14 protein-coding genes are annotated in these 17,184 nt (G+C 38.7%); 4 read left to right on the top strand and 10 right to left on the bottom strand.

The window, feature by feature from the left end:
- Positions 1-20: 20 nt before the first annotated feature.
- Both I597_RS07800 and I597_RS07795 read right to left on the bottom strand, forming a co-directional pair.
- Positions 21-1,799 (bottom strand): TonB-dependent receptor, encoded by a 1,779-nt coding sequence (locus I597_RS07800; RefSeq protein WP_035328124.1) that lies wholly within the window; start codon positions 1,797-1,799, stop codon positions 21-23.
- Positions 1,800-1,863: 64 nt separating this feature from the next.
- Positions 1,864-4,884: a tetratricopeptide repeat protein gene (locus I597_RS07795; RefSeq protein WP_035328122.1), complete on the bottom strand. Its 3,021-nt coding sequence runs from the start codon at positions 4,882-4,884 to the stop codon at positions 1,864-1,866.
- 282 nt (positions 4,885-5,166) lie between these two features.
- On the opposite strand from I597_RS07795, the gene I597_RS07790 reads away from it, so the two are divergent.
- The 3 genes from I597_RS07790 to I597_RS07780 all read left to right on the top strand — a co-directional run bounded on the left by I597_RS07790 (position 5,167) and on the right by I597_RS07780 (position 7,738).
- Positions 5,167-5,850, top strand: coding sequence for a cell division ATP-binding protein FtsE (locus I597_RS07790; protein WP_035329092.1), 684 nt, complete (start codon positions 5,167-5,169; stop codon positions 5,848-5,850).
- An 84-nt stretch (positions 5,851-5,934) separates the two neighbouring features.
- Entirely contained in the window at positions 5,935-6,813 is an 879-nt protein-coding gene (locus I597_RS07785; RefSeq protein WP_035328120.1) for a glycosyltransferase family 2 protein, read from the top strand.
- A complete protein-coding gene (locus I597_RS07780; RefSeq protein WP_035328119.1) occupies positions 6,806-7,738 on the top strand; it encodes a glycosyltransferase family 2 protein in 933 nt (310 codons plus the stop codon). Before I597_RS07785 ends, I597_RS07780 begins: the two co-directional genes overlap by 8 nt.
- On the opposite strand, the gene I597_RS07775 is transcribed toward I597_RS07780, so the two are convergent.
- Together I597_RS07775 and I597_RS07770 are read right to left on the bottom strand one after the other, a co-directional pair.
- Positions 7,727-8,116 (bottom strand): sugar 3,4-ketoisomerase, encoded by a 390-nt coding sequence (locus I597_RS07775; protein ID WP_035328118.1) that lies wholly within the window; start codon positions 8,114-8,116, stop codon positions 7,727-7,729. The genes I597_RS07780 and I597_RS07775 overlap by 12 nt on opposite strands.
- Positions 8,113-9,192, bottom strand: a complete 1,080-nt coding sequence (locus I597_RS07770) for a glycosyltransferase (protein ID WP_035329090.1) — start codon at positions 9,190-9,192, stop codon at positions 8,113-8,115. The genes I597_RS07775 and I597_RS07770 overlap by 4 nt, the downstream gene beginning before the upstream one ends.
- A gap of 32 nt (positions 9,193-9,224) precedes the next feature.
- Here I597_RS07770 and I597_RS07765 point away from each other — a divergent pair, with 32 nt between their 5' ends.
- Positions 9,225-10,361 (top strand): glycosyltransferase family protein, encoded by a 1,137-nt coding sequence (locus I597_RS07765; protein WP_035328117.1) that lies wholly within the window; start codon positions 9,225-9,227, stop codon positions 10,359-10,361.
- Here the strand turns inward: I597_RS07765 and I597_RS15125 are convergent, their stop codons facing one another.
- The 6 genes from I597_RS15125 to I597_RS07735 all read right to left on the bottom strand — a co-directional run bounded on the left by I597_RS15125 (position 10,362) and on the right by I597_RS07735 (position 16,974).
- Positions 10,362-10,892, bottom strand: coding sequence for a DapH/DapD/GlmU-related protein (locus I597_RS15125; RefSeq protein ID WP_035328116.1), 531 nt, complete (start codon positions 10,890-10,892; stop codon positions 10,362-10,364).
- Positions 10,885-12,165 (bottom strand): O-antigen translocase, encoded by a 1,281-nt coding sequence (locus I597_RS07755; RefSeq protein WP_035328115.1) that lies wholly within the window; start codon positions 12,163-12,165, stop codon positions 10,885-10,887. The genes I597_RS15125 and I597_RS07755 overlap by 8 nt, the downstream gene beginning before the upstream one ends.
- On the bottom strand, positions 12,159-13,265 hold the full coding sequence (locus I597_RS07750; RefSeq protein ID WP_035328114.1) for a DegT/DnrJ/EryC1/StrS family aminotransferase: 1,107 nt from the start codon (positions 13,263-13,265) through the stop codon (positions 12,159-12,161). The genes I597_RS07755 and I597_RS07750 overlap by 7 nt, the downstream gene beginning before the upstream one ends.
- Positions 13,262-14,263 carry a GNAT family N-acetyltransferase gene (locus I597_RS07745; protein WP_236626662.1) on the bottom strand — a complete coding sequence of 334 codons (1,002 nt, stop codon included), beginning with the start codon at positions 14,261-14,263 and terminating at the stop codon, positions 13,262-13,264. Before I597_RS07745 ends, I597_RS07750 begins: the two co-directional genes overlap by 4 nt.
- Positions 14,264-14,388: 125 nt before the next feature.
- Positions 14,389-16,185 (bottom strand): translational GTPase TypA, encoded by a 1,797-nt coding sequence (typA, locus tag I597_RS07740; protein ID WP_035328112.1) that lies wholly within the window; start codon positions 16,183-16,185, stop codon positions 14,389-14,391.
- A gap of 372 nt (positions 16,186-16,557) precedes the next feature.
- The gene (locus I597_RS07735; protein ID WP_035329086.1) at positions 16,558-16,974 is read right to left on the bottom strand and encodes a nucleoside-diphosphate kinase; all 417 of its coding nucleotides are present in this window, start codon (positions 16,972-16,974) and stop codon (positions 16,558-16,560) included.
- Positions 16,975-17,184: the final 210 nt, after the last annotated feature.

Here is a 17,184-nt window from a genome sequence, read left to right as displayed (position 1 = left end):
TGTGACAGGTGTTATTTTTACTAAAAATCAAACTTATAAGTAGCACCTACCATACCTTGAAGTCCTTGCACTTCATAATTAAGCCATTTCTGGTAGTTACTATCTAGAATGTTATTAACTCTAGCAAAGGCAGATAGACGATTATTAAAGCGATAACCCACGTGCGCATTTGCATCAAAATAGCTCTCTAATGTTTCTATAGAGCTAGGCGTTAATATATCTACCGGGTCTTGACTAAATACAAGATCCTGACGCTCTCCTATAAAAAATAAGTTTACTCCAGCAAACCATTGCTCTGTAATCTGATAATCTGCAAATAATGACGCTTGTAGGTCTGGAAGGTTCCAAGCCTCTGCTTCTACATCTGTAGTATATGAGTTAAACTGCCCGTTTAACTTCATTTTAAAATTTGCATTTACATCAAAGTTAAGCTCTGCAAAAACACCTAATGTATTAACATCATCATAGACGATACCAAAGGAGTTTCCATTCTCATAGCCATTTTGCCCAAAGTTGTTACCACTCTGCGAGTAAGGGTTGTGCTGGTATAACGCCTTCCCGCTCTCTGATGCATAGCTAGCACGCAGGTTATAGCTTAGAGCTTCAGACAGTTTTCCTTTCATACCTAAAAATCCATCATACTGCTTATTTGTAGGAGCCACTATAAGTGTAGGTGATACAAAAGGGTTTTCTTGAGCAAAGTCGTGGTAGTTATTTTGTATAAGACCTCCTTCAAGTCCTCCATAAGCAATAAAGTAATCGCCCGCTACTCTATAAGATGCAGCAATTTTTGGGTAAATAAAGAAATCTGTCTCACTGTTTTCTGTATCAAGAGATACAACACCTTCTACCCCTAGTTTTACCTCTAAGTCATCTCTTAGAATTACTAGACTTGGGTTAATCCCTGCGTTTAAGAAGCTGTAATTAATCTCTGTCCCAGTTGCACCAAAGCTATTTGCAAAAGAACCACTCAGATAGTCTACAGACAGTTTTGTTGTAATTAACTCCCCAGCTATAGGAAACTCAACCGTAGGTGCTACCACCGCTCTAAGCTCTGTACTCTCTAGGTCATCGCCAAAATAACGTACCATTCCCGTAGCTTCCTTAAAGAAAGAGTCTTTAAGACTTATAGAACCATTAAGACCCGCTGTGAGATATGAGTGTGTTACATCAAAATCTTCTGTAAACAAAGGACCATCTGCCGGGCCTTGTAATTCCTTAAGCTCCTCTGGTATACCATACCAGTTATACAATTGATGCTTTGCATCTAGATCTGCACGCCAAGTAAGATCACGCTCTCTTGCTCCATAATTGAGATTGAGACGACTATCATAAAAGAAATCGTCTACCACAGTACCATCTATACCTCCTTGTGAAGAGTTATGATTTAAAAACACCCCAAAATCTTCTGTACGGCTTATTTGAAAATTGCTATAAAACTCTGCTAGTACAGATGTAAAACTCCCAAAACCTAAGGTTGCATAGTTATCATATAACTTTTCTTTTTTTGCTTTTTTTACAACTGCCGCTTTACCTTTTGCTGGCGTAAACGTACTCGCTACAGGTACAGAAAAGATGCTGTAAGTCACTTTTTTCTTTGCTGTGGTAATGGAGTCATTAAGCTGTGGTGTGGCTTTTACCTTAAAAGCATCGCGTATGGTAGGCGTGTATGCCTTTACTACATTTACCACTTCTGTACCTATAGTAGACTCTTCTTCTTGAGCATAACTTAGTTGCACAGCTAGAAGTGCTATCACAGCAACTATAAGCTTATATGATGTATGAAATGAACTATTCATAAAATGTGTTTTATTTTTTACGTTGTTAGACTAACGTGTTTAAATATATATTGTACTAATACTATTACCCTTTCTCTACCGAAGCATTTGTTTTTGCCTCTGCCTCTTTTATAATAGCAAGTTGCGTTTGTGCTTCTTCTACCGTTTCTGGATAATCTGCAAAGTTTGTGATTACACTCTCAAGTATATAAGTAGCCTGATAAGCATCACCTAGTGCATAAAAGTTTTTTGCCATAAGCACAAGCCCTTTTGCACCATACTCTTTGTAACCACTATAATCTTTTGCTAGTTTTTGAACAGCAACGTTAGACGCTTCATAGCTTGTTGCTTTGTTTTTAAAATAAGCATCATAATACAAAGCCTCTGCCGCTAGAGAACCCGTTGCAATTTTTTGCACCTCTGCATAGGCTGTTTTTGCTCTTACCTCATCTCCCGTTATTATAGAAGAACGTGCTATTATGATTTGAGCATCACTTTTTACAGTGTTATCTATTTTTGAGTTTGCTAGCACTTTTGTTGCATAAATTACCGCTTGATTATAATCATCTCCCTCATAATATGACTTCATAAGGTTAGATTGTGCAAAAATGATGTTTTGCGGGAAGTCTGCTTCTGTTTCTAAGCGTTGTAATACTGGAATGGCTTCTACATAATTTTCGGCAGTAAGGTATACTTGTGCCAGTCTTGCCAGTGCCTGCTCTGTAAACTCACTGCGCTCTTTACCTATTACAAACTTATAGTGCGGTATAGTTTGTTGGTATTCCGCTTTCGCGAAAGCGATCTGACCCACATAAAAATGAGCTTGTAACGCGTGCTGACCATTAGGATAATTAGCAAGGTACTCCTCAAAAAGTCGTGATGCTTGGTTTATATTGTTTTCTACATACTGCTTCTCTGCAGAGGCATATGCAGCATCATCTAGCTCTGCATCTTCAACATCTATAAAGTCTAGCGTGCTCACCCACTGGCCGTACTCATCTACACGACCTAAGTCTATATAAATAAGCTTTGCAGTAGTCACTGCTTGCAGTGCTTCTGGCGTACCAGGATAATCTGCCGCAACGCCACGTAGTATGCGAAGGGCCTCATCTGAGTTGTTGTTGTTATCAAGAATAAGCGCTTTTTTGAGCAGCGCTTTTGACACGTATGAGCTACCTGGTAGATCTCTTACAAGCTTATCGTAAGCCGCAATGGCCTGGTCATTATTATTTTGTGAGACATACATATTACCTAGCTCGTATAATGCATCATCACGATAGGTAGACCTCGGAAATTTTGTCGCAAAACTTTTAAGGCCTGCTATCTTATCACTGTTCTTTTTTATAAAACCGTAACTCATAGATTTTTGAAAAGTCGCATAATCTTGATCTGTTTCATTAAGAGCAATTGCACTATTATATGCCTCTAGCGCTGGCCAGTACTTACTGCTTATAAAGCGACTATCTCCCAGACGAAGAAAGGCGTCATTAAGTCGCGTTCTGTCTTGCACATTTCCTTTTGTATAATTTTCAAAATAGATTGCTGCTTGCTCATAATTTTTATCAGAAAAATATGCATAGGCCAGGTTATAGTTTATATCACCATATTCTGGAGTACTAGCAGCGTTACTGCTGCCTAAAAACTGTTTGTACCCTATAATGGCTTCCTTAAAATCATTTGCAATATAATCGCTCTCTGCTTTCCAGTAGGTTGCTCTTGTAACGTATAATGGGTCTTGTGGCTCTTTAAGCGATTTTGTAAAAGCTGCGCTAGCCTCTGGAAATTTTCCTTCGTTATATAAATCAAGCCCATATAAGAAGGCTACCTTCTGGTAAGCTGTCTTATTATCAAAACTATTATTGCTCTCAAGGAGTTGCATTGCCTCCTTATAGTTTTTTGAGGTGATGTAAGAATCTATAAGTAATGACTCTAGCTCGCTTTTTGCCGGAGATTTTGGATAAGCTTCCATATAGTCTGCTATAACAGTAGGTGTAGGCTTATATGCGTTACCTATCTCATAGCTAAGTTTTGCATAATTGAGACCACTATCTTCTTTTATAGTCTCGTTATAATCCATCTCGCTTGCATTTTTAAAGGCATTGAGAGCTTCTTGCTTTTTATCAAGTTTTATGTACGATTGTGCCAGGTGATAGTATGCATTTTGTGCAACGCCGTTATTACCATCTATAATTTTATTAAACTCATTTACAGCGCTTGCATAATCTCCTTGTTTATAATAAGCATATCCTAGCTGATAGTAATCTGTATTATTCCACTTCCCGCGTTTACCTTTATACTCTTTAAGATATGGTAATGCCTCGCTGTATTTATTCTGGTTAAAGTAACTCTCACCTATTATTTTGTTAAGCTCGGACTTCTCTTTTGGGTTTGCATTTGCGAGCTGAGACTTACCTTCAGAGATGGCTTGGTCAAATTTTCCTAGTTTAAAATTAAGGTCTGCTTTAAAATAAGCAAGGTCTTCATTATATGCACCACCACTCTCTGCTTCTACCTCATCAAAAAGTTCATTTGCCTGCTCATAGTCATCTCCTTCATATGCCATAAACCCTATGTAATACTTAGCCTGCGCCCCGTATTTTTGAGAATCGCGCACGCGATTTAAGTATTTTTTTGCTTCGTCAAAACGCTTACTCTTAAAATAAGCATACCCATTATTAAAGTAAAAAGTCTCCTTCTCTCCCTCTGTGAGCGTTGCTTCATCTACACGATCATACCATTTACGCGCGTAAGCAAATTTGCCATTTTCAAAATAATACTGCGCTACGTCTAGAAAAGCACTATTGCGCTTTGTACTTGTAGGGTACTCTGTCACAAAAGCAAGCATCAAGTTATCTGCTCCTTGCTGGTTGAGTCTCACAGCGGCATTTGCAATATAATAAGCACAGTCACCTTTTACCGTTGTATCATCAGTCTTTGCTTTTACTTCTTCAAAAAGTGTTTGAGATGCTAGGTACTGCTTGCTATTGTATAACGATAGTGCCTTATTAAACTGAGCGAGGTCGTTTGTATAAATTGCAGATTGTTGCCCTACTGCAATACTGGTGTATAAAAATAATGCAACAAGTACATACTTGATTTTATGCATAGTTATGAGTTGTTTTATTGATGTTATGTGGGAAGAATTACGCTTTCGCGAAAGCGTAAAAACGCCCTTTTCTAACCTGTTCAAAGTTATCTTTCTTACAGTAAGATAACGACCTAAATCTTTGTTAATTATGTGAAGTTGTAAAAAGGGTTTTTAACAATCTTGTTTAATTAATACAAATAGCGCTGAGCATCATATACCTGAGATACTTAAAGAAATTTTTAAAAGGTCATAAAACACTTTCATCTAAATTCCGTTACTTTGAAACTCAGACCAAAACTTATGTCACAACCCGTACTTCAATTATCACACGCCGCAATTTACCAACGAGAAAACCTCATTCTCTCTGAAGTAAATGTTACCATAGAGCCAGGTGACTTTGTATACCTCATAGGTAAAACAGGATCTGGAAAAAGTAGTTTTATGAAAACGCTTTACGGTGACCTACCGCTCACAGAGGGCAAAGGAAACATAGTAGGCGTAGACCTTAACGGACTCAAAGAAAAGAATATTCCTTTCTTACGTCGTAAACTGGGCGTTGTTTTTCAAGATTTTAAATTACTAAATGACCGTACGGTAATAGACAACCTAAAATTTGTGCTTAAGGCCACCGGCTGGAAAGATAAAACAGCAATGGAGGCTAAAATAGATGCCGTTCTCGATAAAGTAGGGATGAAAAGTAAAGGCTTTAAATATCCTTACCAGCTATCTGGAGGTGAGCAGCAACGTATCGCCATTGCTCGTGCTTTGCTCAATGACCCAGAACTTATTCTGGCAGATGAGCCTACAGGTAACTTAGATCCTCAAACAAGTGTAGAGGTTATGGAAGTATTGCAGGAGATTAATAAAAACGGCAATACCATCCTTATGGCAACACACGACTATGCACTTTTACTTAAATACCCTTCTAAGACATTAAAGTGTGACGGTAACAAAGTTTTTGAGGTTGTACAAAAGACTGTATAATCCTTTTACCAAGACAAGCTACTGGCTACCGTTTTTATAAGCGTAGGCATACATCATCTTAATATTGTATTTTCGTCTGTAGGTATGCTTTCCATTCTTATCCCGACATATAATACAGGTATTACTGCACTTGTCACCTCACTCCTTGATCAGACACGAGAGGCAGGGGTAGTCTATGAACTTATTTTTTGTGATGATGCCTCAACCTTATACCAAGAACAAAATAGTGCACTCACTGCACAACCTAATGTGCGTACTCTTAAAAATGAAAGCAACCTAGGAAGAACAGCAACGCGCTCTAAGCTTGCTAAAAGTGCACAGTATAACTGGCTTCTATTTCTTGATGCAGATGTTCTCATTGACAACGATCAATTTATTAAAAACTATCTCACAGCATTACAAAGTGATAGCTCTATCATAGTAGGTGGTACTTCATATGTAAACATACCACCAAAAAATAAAGAGCTACGCTGGAAATACGGTATAAATCGAGAGGCAAAAAATGCCGAACTACGAATGGAAAACCCATCGTATATTATCTCGCAAAATATACTTGTAAAAAAAGAAGTGTTCATTAATCTAAACATTGTAGAGAGCAGGCGCTACGGACTTGACAATATATTTTCTTACCAAGTTTATCATCAAAAAATCACTGTTTTACACATAGATAACCCTATTGTACATACGGGTCTTGAAGATAATTTGATATTTCTAGACAAGTCACTACAGGCTATTGACACACTCATACATTATGAGCATAGCGGGAGTATAAGCAGAAACTTCACATCATTACAGCAAGCTTATCAAAAATTAAGAAAACTCCGTCTAGACTTCGTATATCCTACAATTTTTAGCCTCTTCAAATTAGGAATACAAAACAACATCGTGAGCAATAGACCGTCGTTATTTCTGTTTGACTTATTCAGACTGAACTACTATATAAAAAGTCGAAAAAATGCCTAAATTTTCTGTGGTCATTACGGTTTATAACAAAGCCCCTTTTGTAAAGGAGACCATAGAGAGTGTACTACAGCAAAGTATTCAAGACTTTGAAGTTATAGTAGTAAACGATGGCTCTACAGATGCTAGTGATGCTGTCATAAAATCTATAGCTTCAGAAAAAATTATGTATCTCCCGCTTGCAGAAAACGTAGGAGCAGGCGCTGCACGCAACATAGGCATAAAATCTGCCAGAGGATTGTTTATCGCACTGCTAGATGGTGATGATTTATGGGCTCCCTTCTACCTAGCAGAAATTACAGCACTTATTAATGTGTATCCCGAGCACTACGTATTTGCAACGGCAGTGCACAAAGAATATAAAAACCATACAAGGCCTAACAGCTACAGCTTTGAAAACCCAGATAACAGCCCTTTTCTAGACCTTGATTACTTTACAAGCAGTTATAAAAACACATTACTTACGAGTAGCTCCACCGTTTTACACCGTTCTGTATGTGAGGATGTAGGATATTTTAATGAAAAGATAAAAAGCGGTCAAGATACCGACTTATGGATACGCATAGGTTTACAATACAGAATTGCCTTTAGCACCAAAGCTTGTGCAACCTATCGCTATGCGCCACAAAGCCTTTATAAAGGGACTCGCTCTGTAAAAGATAGACCAGACTATCTAGCATATCTAGAAGAAGAAAAAACAAATGAGGAACTCAAAAAGTTTATTGATCTCAACAGGTACTCCCTCATTCTAAGAGCCCGACTTTGGGGAGAAAAAAGTGAGGTAAACACCTATCTAGCGCATCTTGATATGAACAACCTCAATAGCAAACAGCGTTTTTTATTAAGTCTACCCACCTACGCCTTACGTTTTGCTTTTAAGAGTCAAAGCTTCCTTGAAAGAGCAGGGATTAAACTCTCAGCTTTTTAAAGACTTGTAAGTCTCATAGTTACGTATATAATCATCTTCATCATACTCGTGAGATGCTAGTACGAGACATACTGCTCCAGAAGAAAAGTTTTCTAACTCCCGCCAGATGTTTACATCTATAAGCAAGCCTTGGTTAGGCTTACTAAGCATAATGCGTTCTTTTGTGTTGCCATTATCAAGCACTACTTCAAAACTCCCACTTACAGCGATGAGTAACTCCTTACACTCTTTATGAGCGTGACCGCCTCTATATGCTCCGCTAGGTACATCGTGAAGATAATACACACGCTTTATAGCATAAGGTAACACCTCTTTTTCTATCACAGCTAGATTGCCTCTGGGGTCTGTAATTCTAGGTATTTCTATAAGATTTTTCATAAGCTATCTAGTATTTTTTTCCAGTCTAGAGCGATGTGTTCTGCGGCTAGATGTTTTACACTTTCTTGCGCATTTTTTTTACAGCTACTGGCAAGCTCACCATCTAGCACAAATGTACGAATGGCGGTACTTAAAGCTACCTCATCATAATTTGCTACTAGCATACCGTTTATACCGTTTTCCACAATCTCTTTTGGCCCGGAGTCACAATCTACACTTATAACCGGAGTGCCTAGCGCTAGCGACTCTACTAGCACCATCGGGAAGCCTTCATAGTGACTGGTGAGTAAGGTGCACAATGCTCGCTCTACTATTGGTGCAGGATTAGATTGATGCCCTATAAAAATGACTTTATCATTTATGCCAAGAGATTTTGAGAGTGTTGCTAGCTTTTTGGCATCTGGACCATCCCCCATAATCACGAGGGGTAGTTTTAAGTTCGCTTTCGCGAAAGCGGAAATCATCAAACTAAAGTTCTTTACATCATCTACCAGTCTTCCATACCCTAAAAGGTACGTCTCCGGAAGGCTTACATTGCTCTCACCAAAAGTCATTGTTGGGATAGGGTTATATACCTGATGAATATGTTTAAAGCCGTATCTCGCTTTAATCTTTGCAGCAATACTTTTTGAAACTCCTACAAAATGACGCTTACCATAAAACCACTTTGCAAGCACATCTGGTACTGGAAAATATGTTTCTAATCGAGCACTTCGCACCATATAAAGTACTTTTTGGGCTTTATAAATGTACTTTGTATACACCCATTCTTTTAAAGCAGAAGATCGAGACCTGCTATCTATAACAAGGTCAAACTGCTCATTATGTAAGTAATCCTTTAATCTTTTGAGGTGCTTATATTTTGTAATTAGCCCGTCGTACTCACGCTTATCTGCACCTAGATTAAATAACGTGCCTTTATAAGGATACGAAACCCCATCTCTTATACAGATAATGTGTACCGTATGCCCGAGACCTGTGAGTATCTGTGATAAAAATGCCGTAGACCGCTCTGCACCACCACCAGATAAGGAAATGGTAACTAGTGCAATTTTTTTATGAGTATCTTTCGGCAACAGAAGGAGTTTTTGTTTACCAAATATAATCAATGCGCATCTTACTTGTAGGCGAATACAGCCGACTTCATAATTCTCTCAAAGAAGGTCTCACCGCGTTAGGTCACGAGGTCACCCTCGTGGGCTCTGGCGATGGCTTTAAAAAATTTCCCGTAGACATCCCTCTAGAAAGAGGTTATACCTCTAGCTGGAAAAAGAAGCTAAAACTGAGCATTCTTAAATTAACCGGTATTGATATTTCAGAAAAATCACTGCGTAACCACTTTACAAAATTAAAACCTCAACTTTCTGGTTATGACGTGGTGCAACTTATTAATGAGTCTAGTTTTAACACCACGCCGTCATTAGAACTTGAGATAGCTCAGTATCTCAAAGAGCATAATAAAAATCTCTTTCTCCTCTCTTGCGGTACAGACCACATAAGTGTTACCCACGCTTTTACAGACGAGTTGCCATACACAATTGCCACACCCTATAAGGAAGGTAAACTCACAAAAACATCTTTTGCCCCGGCGCTTAAGTACCTGGCACCCGCTTATAAAAGATTACACACGGCACTATATAAGCTTGTAGATGGTGTGATTGCTACAGATCTTGATTATCATTTCCCTCTTAAAGATCATCGTTTATACAAGGGGCTCATCCCAAACCCTATTAACGTAGATAAGATACTTAAGCAGGAGATTGCTTTTACGTATCCTATTACCATCTTTCACGGGATTAATAGAAATAACTATTACAAAAAAGGAAATGACCTTTTTGAGCAAGCGCTTGCTATTATAAGCAATAAATACAACGAGAAGGTAAACATCATCACCACAGAAAATCTACCGTATGATGAATATATTACCGCTTATAATAAAGCACATATTGTGCTAGATCAAGTTTATGCCCACGATCAAGGTTACAATGCGCTGGAGTCTATGGCAAAAGGTAAGGTGGTCTTTACTGGTGCTGGCCCGCATTTTAAAGCACAATATCAATTAGATAAAACGGTGGCAATAGATGCGACACCAGATGTAAATGAAATTGTGGCAAATCTAGAAAAGCTCATAGCGTCACCTGCGCTTCTTGAAGAGATAAGTGAGAACGCACATCACTTTATAAAAACCCATCACCACTACACAAAAGTCGCCCAGCAATATCTTAAGACTTGGCAAGCTACATAATTAAGAGAATGTAACTCCCGCAGCTACCGAGGATGTCACAACGCTTCCAGCAGCAATCACGGCATTATCACCTATTGACACGCCTTTCCAGATGCTTACATTATTGCCTATAAATACATTTTTGCCTATCGTTACTGCGGCACTTGGTCCAGCATCGGTTCGGCGTCTGGTGGGGTCAAGACTGTGAAAATTACAATTATAAATGGAGCAGTTAAGCCCTATTGTAGTATCATCTCCTATCACAATCGTTCCCTCGTTTGCTATGGCACAAAAATTATTATTAATCGCAACGTTGTTCCCAAAAATAATCTCACTTCCCTCCTTTCTTGCTTCGATGTAAGCATAAGTATTATAAAATGATGGAGAGTTTATGACACCTATTTGTACGCTTTCGCGAAAGCGTATCACACCCTTCCCATTAAGTTGTGCGGGTTGAAAAAGCATAGGTTTACTGTCTACATAGGTAGTCTGTGAGAGCAACTTGTACTTCCAGATTCTAAATGATTGCAATATGTTACCTAGGCTACTCATTGGTTTTTGTAAAAAGCGACTCCCGAAAGATAAACAGTAATACCAATAAATGCATAAAATAACTTAAACAATGTCCCATTGTCGCACCCTCTGCACCAAAATTTTGCACAAAGTATATTCCAGAAGTATAAATTACAACAAGGGAGATTACCTCGGTAATGAGGAATAATTTGAGATTGTTTTTGGCTATAATCTGGTAGCCTATCACTAGTGAGGCAACCTTAAAAAAATCTCCTAGCAACTGCCATTTAAACAATGAGGTCATAGGCATAAAATCTTCAGTAAATAATAACTGAACAATAAATGAACGCAAAAAATAAATAAGCAACAACCCGAGCCCAAACAGGGGTAAGATGGTTTTATAAAACCCGAAAATCTCTTTTCTAAAAGCACTGCTTGTGGTGGCTTTTGATAATTGAGGCAAAATATATAGGGTCATTAATGTCGCTACAAACTTAAAATAGTAATCTGACACACGCGTCATAGCATCCCAGTAACCAGCTCCCTCCCCTATCTCTCTACGTATTGCGATATACACCAGCGGCAACACAATCATAGAAAATAAGGCCATAAGCGTGTAAGACCCTAGTTTGCGCAAAGCGCCTGTGTCAAATTTTGAGAATGAGATGTGTTTCAATACGCTACCTTCTTTTCCTAAAGCAACTAGCGTAATCACTAGTATCACCGCCGGACTAACAACAAGCGCAACTAGTGCTCCTTGTACACCATAGTATATGATGCTTAAGATGGTTATGGCAAGACCTATCAGGTTAGAAAAGATTTGAATCTTCACCACCTTCTTATAAGCCGACTGTCCATTAATAACAGCTAGCAAAATACCGTTAAGTGTTATAAACGGTAGTGCTATTGCCAGCCATTTAAACACGTATATGTACTCCGCCCCATTGCCAAAAATCTGAGTATTAAAATAAGCAGCCCCTACATATAAAATCGTCGAAACAATTATAGTAGCGATCAAACTCACGATGACAGCAGTAGACAGTAACTTTGATAATGGATGACTCTCCTCATCACCTGTGGCAACATACTTTACAATACCGTTAGACAAACCTAGATTACCGGCCGCTTGCGTGGTGGTCATAAAATTGCGCAAATAACCTAGCAATGCCATACCGCGTTCTCCTAGATAAATAGCGATAAGCTTTGACGTGATAAGACCTCCTAGTATTTGTAAGCCCACACTTATTGCATTAAAAGAAGTAATCTTAAGTAAAAGATTATTTGCAATACCGCTACGTAGTTTACCTAGCATTTAAAGTCGTTTATGGCTTTTATAATCTGGGTAATCTCCGTTTTAGCAAGCGATGGACTGATAGGTAAACTGAGCACCTCACTATGCAACTGCTCGCAAACTGGTAAGGACATAGATCCAAGCACTTGTAAAGCCTCTTGCTTGTGCGGCGGCACGGGGTAATGTATAATCGTTGCGATACCATTTGCCTTAAGATATTCTTGTAATACATCCCTCTGCTCACAGCGCACTACAAATAGATGCCAGACGTAATCCTTACCCTCAGACCATTGTGGCAAAATAATATGTTCATTATTTATCCCTTCAAGATATTGCTTTGCAATAGCGATGCGCTTACTGTTCTGCGTGTCTAGATCTCTAAGTTTTATTCTCAAAAAAGCAGCCTGTAGTTCGTCGAGGCGGCTATTTACTCCAGTATATTGTGCGACATAGCGCTCTTTAAAGCCGTAGTTTCTATATTTTTCTACAACTTCGGCTAGCGCTTTGTCATTTGTGGTGATTGCTCCTGCATCACCTAGAGCACCTAGATTTTTTGTGGGGTAAAAGCTATGACCGCTCGCATCTGCCAGAGAGCCACTGCGCATACCAGAAGCTGTAATTGCCCCGTGTGATTGTGCACAATCTGTAACGGTGAGTAGGTTGTACGCTTTCGCGAAAGCGTTAACCCTATCCATATCTGTAAGTCTTCCGTACAAATGTGTAGGCATAATCACTCTTGTCTTTGAAGTGATTTTCTGTTCTAAATCGTTATAATCAAAGTTGAATGTGTCAAGATTTGCCTCAACTAGTATAGGTTTTAAGCCCGCTTGTTTTACTCCTATGATGGTTGCAATGTAAGTGTTACTCGCAACGAGCACCTCATCGCCCTCTTGCAGTTTACCTAGTATTTTATAGCCTTCCAGAATGAGCCTCAAGGCGTCAAGGCCATTTGCTGTACCTATACAAAATTGAGTACCACAGTAAGCTGCATACTCTTTTTGAAAAGCCGTCACCTCGTTGCCAAGAATATACCATCCTTTCTCTAAAAAAGAATCGAACTTATTCTTAAGCTCCTTTTCATAAGGTGCATTTATCTTTTTTAAGTCTAAAAATGGAATCATATCAAGACATCTTTAAGTAGTGAATGATTCTGCACGGCTACTTTATAGAATTTATGAACGTGGGTACGTGCTCCAAAACATTCTTTCCAGTAAGATAAGCCACTGTTGAGTTTTGTGCCGCCCTCTTCGTTTGAAATACCAAAATCAAAGTAGTTTTTATGTGCAAAGGTTTGCTCTATGAGCTCATAAAATAAGAAATCTAGCGTTCCCAACTCCTGCTTATTCTCTCCTGCCGAAATATATTGAACGTGTGCCGTGGTTTTAGCCTCAAATATAGTTGCCCCTCCTACTATCGTATTATTATGGTAGACATTAAACTGCCTTATGTTTTCTGGAAAAGAAGCTTGTAGCTTTTTTATTTCCTCTAGGGTATGTGTGGGTTGTGATTGATGTTTTTGCTTTAGGTTAGGTACGAGTATTTCGTTCCAAAAGTTGTCAAAACCTACTTCCTCTTTTATAACCAGACCTGCTCTTTCTGCCTTTTTTACTCCTTCCATACGATTAGATTGTATGGATAATGTATTCCTATAATCTATTACAGAAGCAGTATCTACCCGGTAACAGCTAGCACTAAGTAATTGTGCGATATACTCAAACTCATCACTAGGCATCACCGCATAAAACGTGGGAAGCTGTTTTAGATATAAAGATGTGAAGCCTTGTTGCTGCGCATACTTTAATATTTCTTGAGTAATTGCTATGACATCTTGTAGTTTTTGCTTTCGCGAAAGCAAAACACCACCATACGTTAACCCCTGATGACTGTATAGATCATTTCCGTCTGCATTAGCCGGAAGGAGTGCAACAAGTTTTTCACCCTTGTAAACGAGCAGTGAGTAATCTGTAAACCTATCGCTGTGATACTCCATAAAGGAACGGTCGTGTAGAAAGGTTGCATTTTTTGCCTGTGCTACAAAATTGTTCCAGCGCTGGACATCTGCGGATTGATATTTTTTTACAGTATAGATGGTTTGGTTGCGAGTTTTAGGATATTTCAATAAAAGTAAAACTATTTTTAATTCTATAGGATATGGTAAGAGATTAAATTACGCTTTCGCGAAAGCGCATAAAAAAACCCCACTCTTTTAGAGCGGGGTTTATGATTTATAAGAATACTAAATCCTTAGGCAATCTTGTTACGCTTACGGTCTACTTCTTTTAAGTAAATCTTACGTAGTCTTAAGTGATTAGGAGTTACCTCTACATACTCATCTTTCTGAATATATTCTAGCGCTTCTTCTAGTGAGAACTTAATTGCAGGTACAATCTTAGCCTTATCATCTGCTCCAGAAGAACGTACGTTAGACTGCTTCTTTGCTTTTGTGATATTGATATTCATATCATCCTGACGAGAGTTTTCACCTATTACTTGACCTTCATAGATATCTTCACCAGGTGATACGAAAAACTTACCACGATCTTGAAGTTTATCTATAGAGTAAGGGATAGCTGTACCGTTTTCCATAGATACAAGTGATCCAGAAATACGTCCAGGGATATCACCTTTAAAAGGCTGGTATTCTTTAAAGCGGTGTGCCATAATTGCTTCTCCAGCAGTAGCAGTAAGAAGTTGGTTACGTAATCCTATAATACCACGTGATGGGATTAAGAATTCTATAATCATACGCTCACCTTTTGCTTCCATAGAAAGCATCTCACCTTTACGCATTGTTACAAACTCTACTGCACGACCAGAAACATTTTCTGGAAGGTCAATAGTAAGCTCTTCTACCGGCTCACATTTTACACCGTCTATTTCTTTTATAATTACTTGAGGCTGTCCTATCTGTAATTCATACCCCTCGCGACGCATTGTCTCGATAAGTACAGACAGGTGCATAACCCCACGACCATATACTAAGAACTTATCTGCACTATCTGTATCGTTTACACGTAGCGCAAGGTTCTTTTCTAGTTCTTTAGTAAGACGATCTTTAATGTGACGTGATGTTACAAACTTTCCATCTTTTCCAAAGAAAGGAGAATCGTTAATAGAGAATAACATACTCATTGTAGGCTCATCAATATCAATCGTTGCAAGACCTTCTGGGTTTTCAAAATCTGCTACAGTATCACCTATCTCAAATCCTTCAAGGCCTACAATCGCACAGATATCACCTGCTTGTACAGACTCTACTTTAATACGACCTAAACCGTCAAAAGTGTGAAGTTCTTTAATACGAGTTTTCTTAATAGTACCATCGCGCTTTACAAGAGATACTTGCATACCTTCTTTAAGCTCACCACGGTTAAGACGTCCTATTGCGATACGACCTGTAAAAGAAGAGAAGTCTAGAGATGTGATAAGCATCTGCGTGTTTCCTTCTTTAGTTTCTGGTACTGGTATGTGCTCCATCACCATTTCTAATAATGGCTCGATAGAGTCTGTTTCCTTCTGCCAGTCGTCAGACATCCAGTTATTTTTTGCACTTCCGTATACTGTAGGGAAGTCTAGTTGCCACTCTTCGGCACCTAGTTCAAACATAAGGTCAAAAACCTTCTCGTGTACCTCTTCTGGAGTACAGTTTTCTTTATCTACTTTATTTACAACCACACAAGGCTTAAGACCTAGGTCTATTGCCTTCTGTAATACAAAACGTGTTTGTGGCATAGGTCCTTCAAAGGCATCTACAAGTAGACACACACCATCTGCCATATTTAATACACGCTCTACCTCTCCACCAAAATCGGCGTGACCAGGAGTATCAATGATATTAATCTTAGTACCCTTGTAGGTTACAGAAACGTTTTTTGAAGTAATAGTAATCCCGCGCTCACGCTCCAGGTCATTGTTATCTAGTATAAGTTCACCTTTAGACTCATTTTCTCTAAAAAGCTCACAGTGATACATAATTTTGTCTACCAGGGTTGTTTTACCGTGGTCTACGTGGGCGATAATCGCGATATTCCTTATGTCCATAATAGGTTGTATTAATGCCGTGTTTTTGGCGGTGCAAAAATAGCTATAATTAATTAATTTATTTGCTATTACATTAATAGATATACATTAACGCAATTTCAAACGTTGTAAATCTCATTTTTATCGTTCTACAACCCACAATTATCAAGTTGTTTTGACACTTTTGGGCGTTCCTCTACGAGGCAGGCTATACGCTCATACTCCTCGTCGCTACACAAGCGTCGTCCCTCCACTTGCTTCACTCCTGTGGGGTAACCGCTGCTATCCTTAACGCAAAAAAATGAAGCCACAAAAAAAGCCTCTCCGTTATAGAGAAGCTTTTAAAGTATGGTGTAAAACACCTTATATGGTAGTTTGTAACTGCACTAGCAATTAAAACATCTCACGTCCAGCAAAGTGAAAAGCGCTTTCTATAGCTGCATTCTCATCACTATCAGAACCGTGTACTGCATTTTCTCCCATAGAAGTTGCATAAAGTGCACGTATTGTACCTTCGGCAGCATCTGCAGGGTTAGTAGCTCCTATTAAAGTACGGAAATCTGCTACTGCGTTTTCTTTTTCAAGTACCGCTGCAACGATAGGTCCGCGTGTCATAAACTCTACAAGCTCTCCAAAGAATGGACGCTCATTGTGTACAGCATAAAAAGTCTCTGCATCTGCCTTTGTCATTTGAGTAAGCTTCATCGCTACGATACGGAAACCACTAGCAGTGATTTTTTCTAAAATTGCTCCGATGTGTCCATTCTCAACGCCATCAGGCTTAATCATTGTAAAAGTTCTATTTGTCATATCTTTCATTTTCTGCAAAGGCTGTACGTTTATGTGCCTAAGCAATTTGTGTTGTCAAAAACCCTCACATTTGTGAGAATAACTTATTTGTTTTCGCGAAAGCGTAAATACCTTCTTAAAATCGCGTGCAAAAATACCGATTTTTAATGTTATCACAATATTAAGTTTACAACCACTTAAAATCCCAAATAATTAATCCCAAGCAGAAAA

Origin of the sequence: Dokdonia donghaensis DSW-1 (assembly GCF_001653755.1) — a bacterium.
GTDB lineage: Bacteria > Bacteroidota > Bacteroidia > Flavobacteriales > Flavobacteriaceae > Dokdonia > Dokdonia donghaensis.
This window is presented reverse-complemented; position numbering and strand designations above follow the sequence as displayed.

Bases quoted from the DNA above. Each gene is read 5' to 3' on its own strand.
- I597_RS07800 (WP_035328124.1), bottom strand. From the start codon at position 1,799: ATGAATAGTTCATTTCATACATCATATAAGCTTATAGTTGCTGTGATA.
- I597_RS07795 (WP_035328122.1), bottom strand. From the start codon at position 4,884: ATGCATAAAATCAAGTATGTACTTGTTGCATTATTTTTATACACCAGT.
- I597_RS07790 (WP_035329092.1), top strand. From the start codon at position 5,167: ATGTCACAACCCGTACTTCAATTATCACACGCCGCAATTTACCAACGA.
- I597_RS07785 (WP_035328120.1), top strand. From the start codon at position 5,935: ATGCTTTCCATTCTTATCCCGACATATAATACAGGTATTACTGCACTT.
- I597_RS07780 (WP_035328119.1), top strand. From the start codon at position 6,806: ATGCCTAAATTTTCTGTGGTCATTACGGTTTATAACAAAGCCCCTTTT.
- I597_RS07775 (WP_035328118.1), bottom strand. From the start codon at position 8,116: ATGAAAAATCTTATAGAAATACCTAGAATTACAGACCCCAGAGGCAAT.
- I597_RS07765 (WP_035328117.1), top strand. From the start codon at position 9,225: ATGCGCATCTTACTTGTAGGCGAATACAGCCGACTTCATAATTCTCTC.
- I597_RS15125 (WP_035328116.1), bottom strand. From the start codon at position 10,892: ATGAGTAGCCTAGGTAACATATTGCAATCATTTAGAATCTGGAAGTAC.
- I597_RS07755 (WP_035328115.1), bottom strand. From the start codon at position 12,165: ATGCTAGGTAAACTACGTAGCGGTATTGCAAATAATCTTTTACTTAAG.
- I597_RS07750 (WP_035328114.1), bottom strand. From the start codon at position 13,265: ATGATTCCATTTTTAGACTTAAAAAAGATAAATGCACCTTATGAAAAG.
- typA (WP_035328112.1), bottom strand. From the start codon at position 16,185: ATGGACATAAGGAATATCGCGATTATCGCCCACGTAGACCACGGTAAA.
- I597_RS07735 (WP_035329086.1), bottom strand. From the start codon at position 16,974: ATGACAAATAGAACTTTTACAATGATTAAGCCTGATGGCGTTGAGAAT.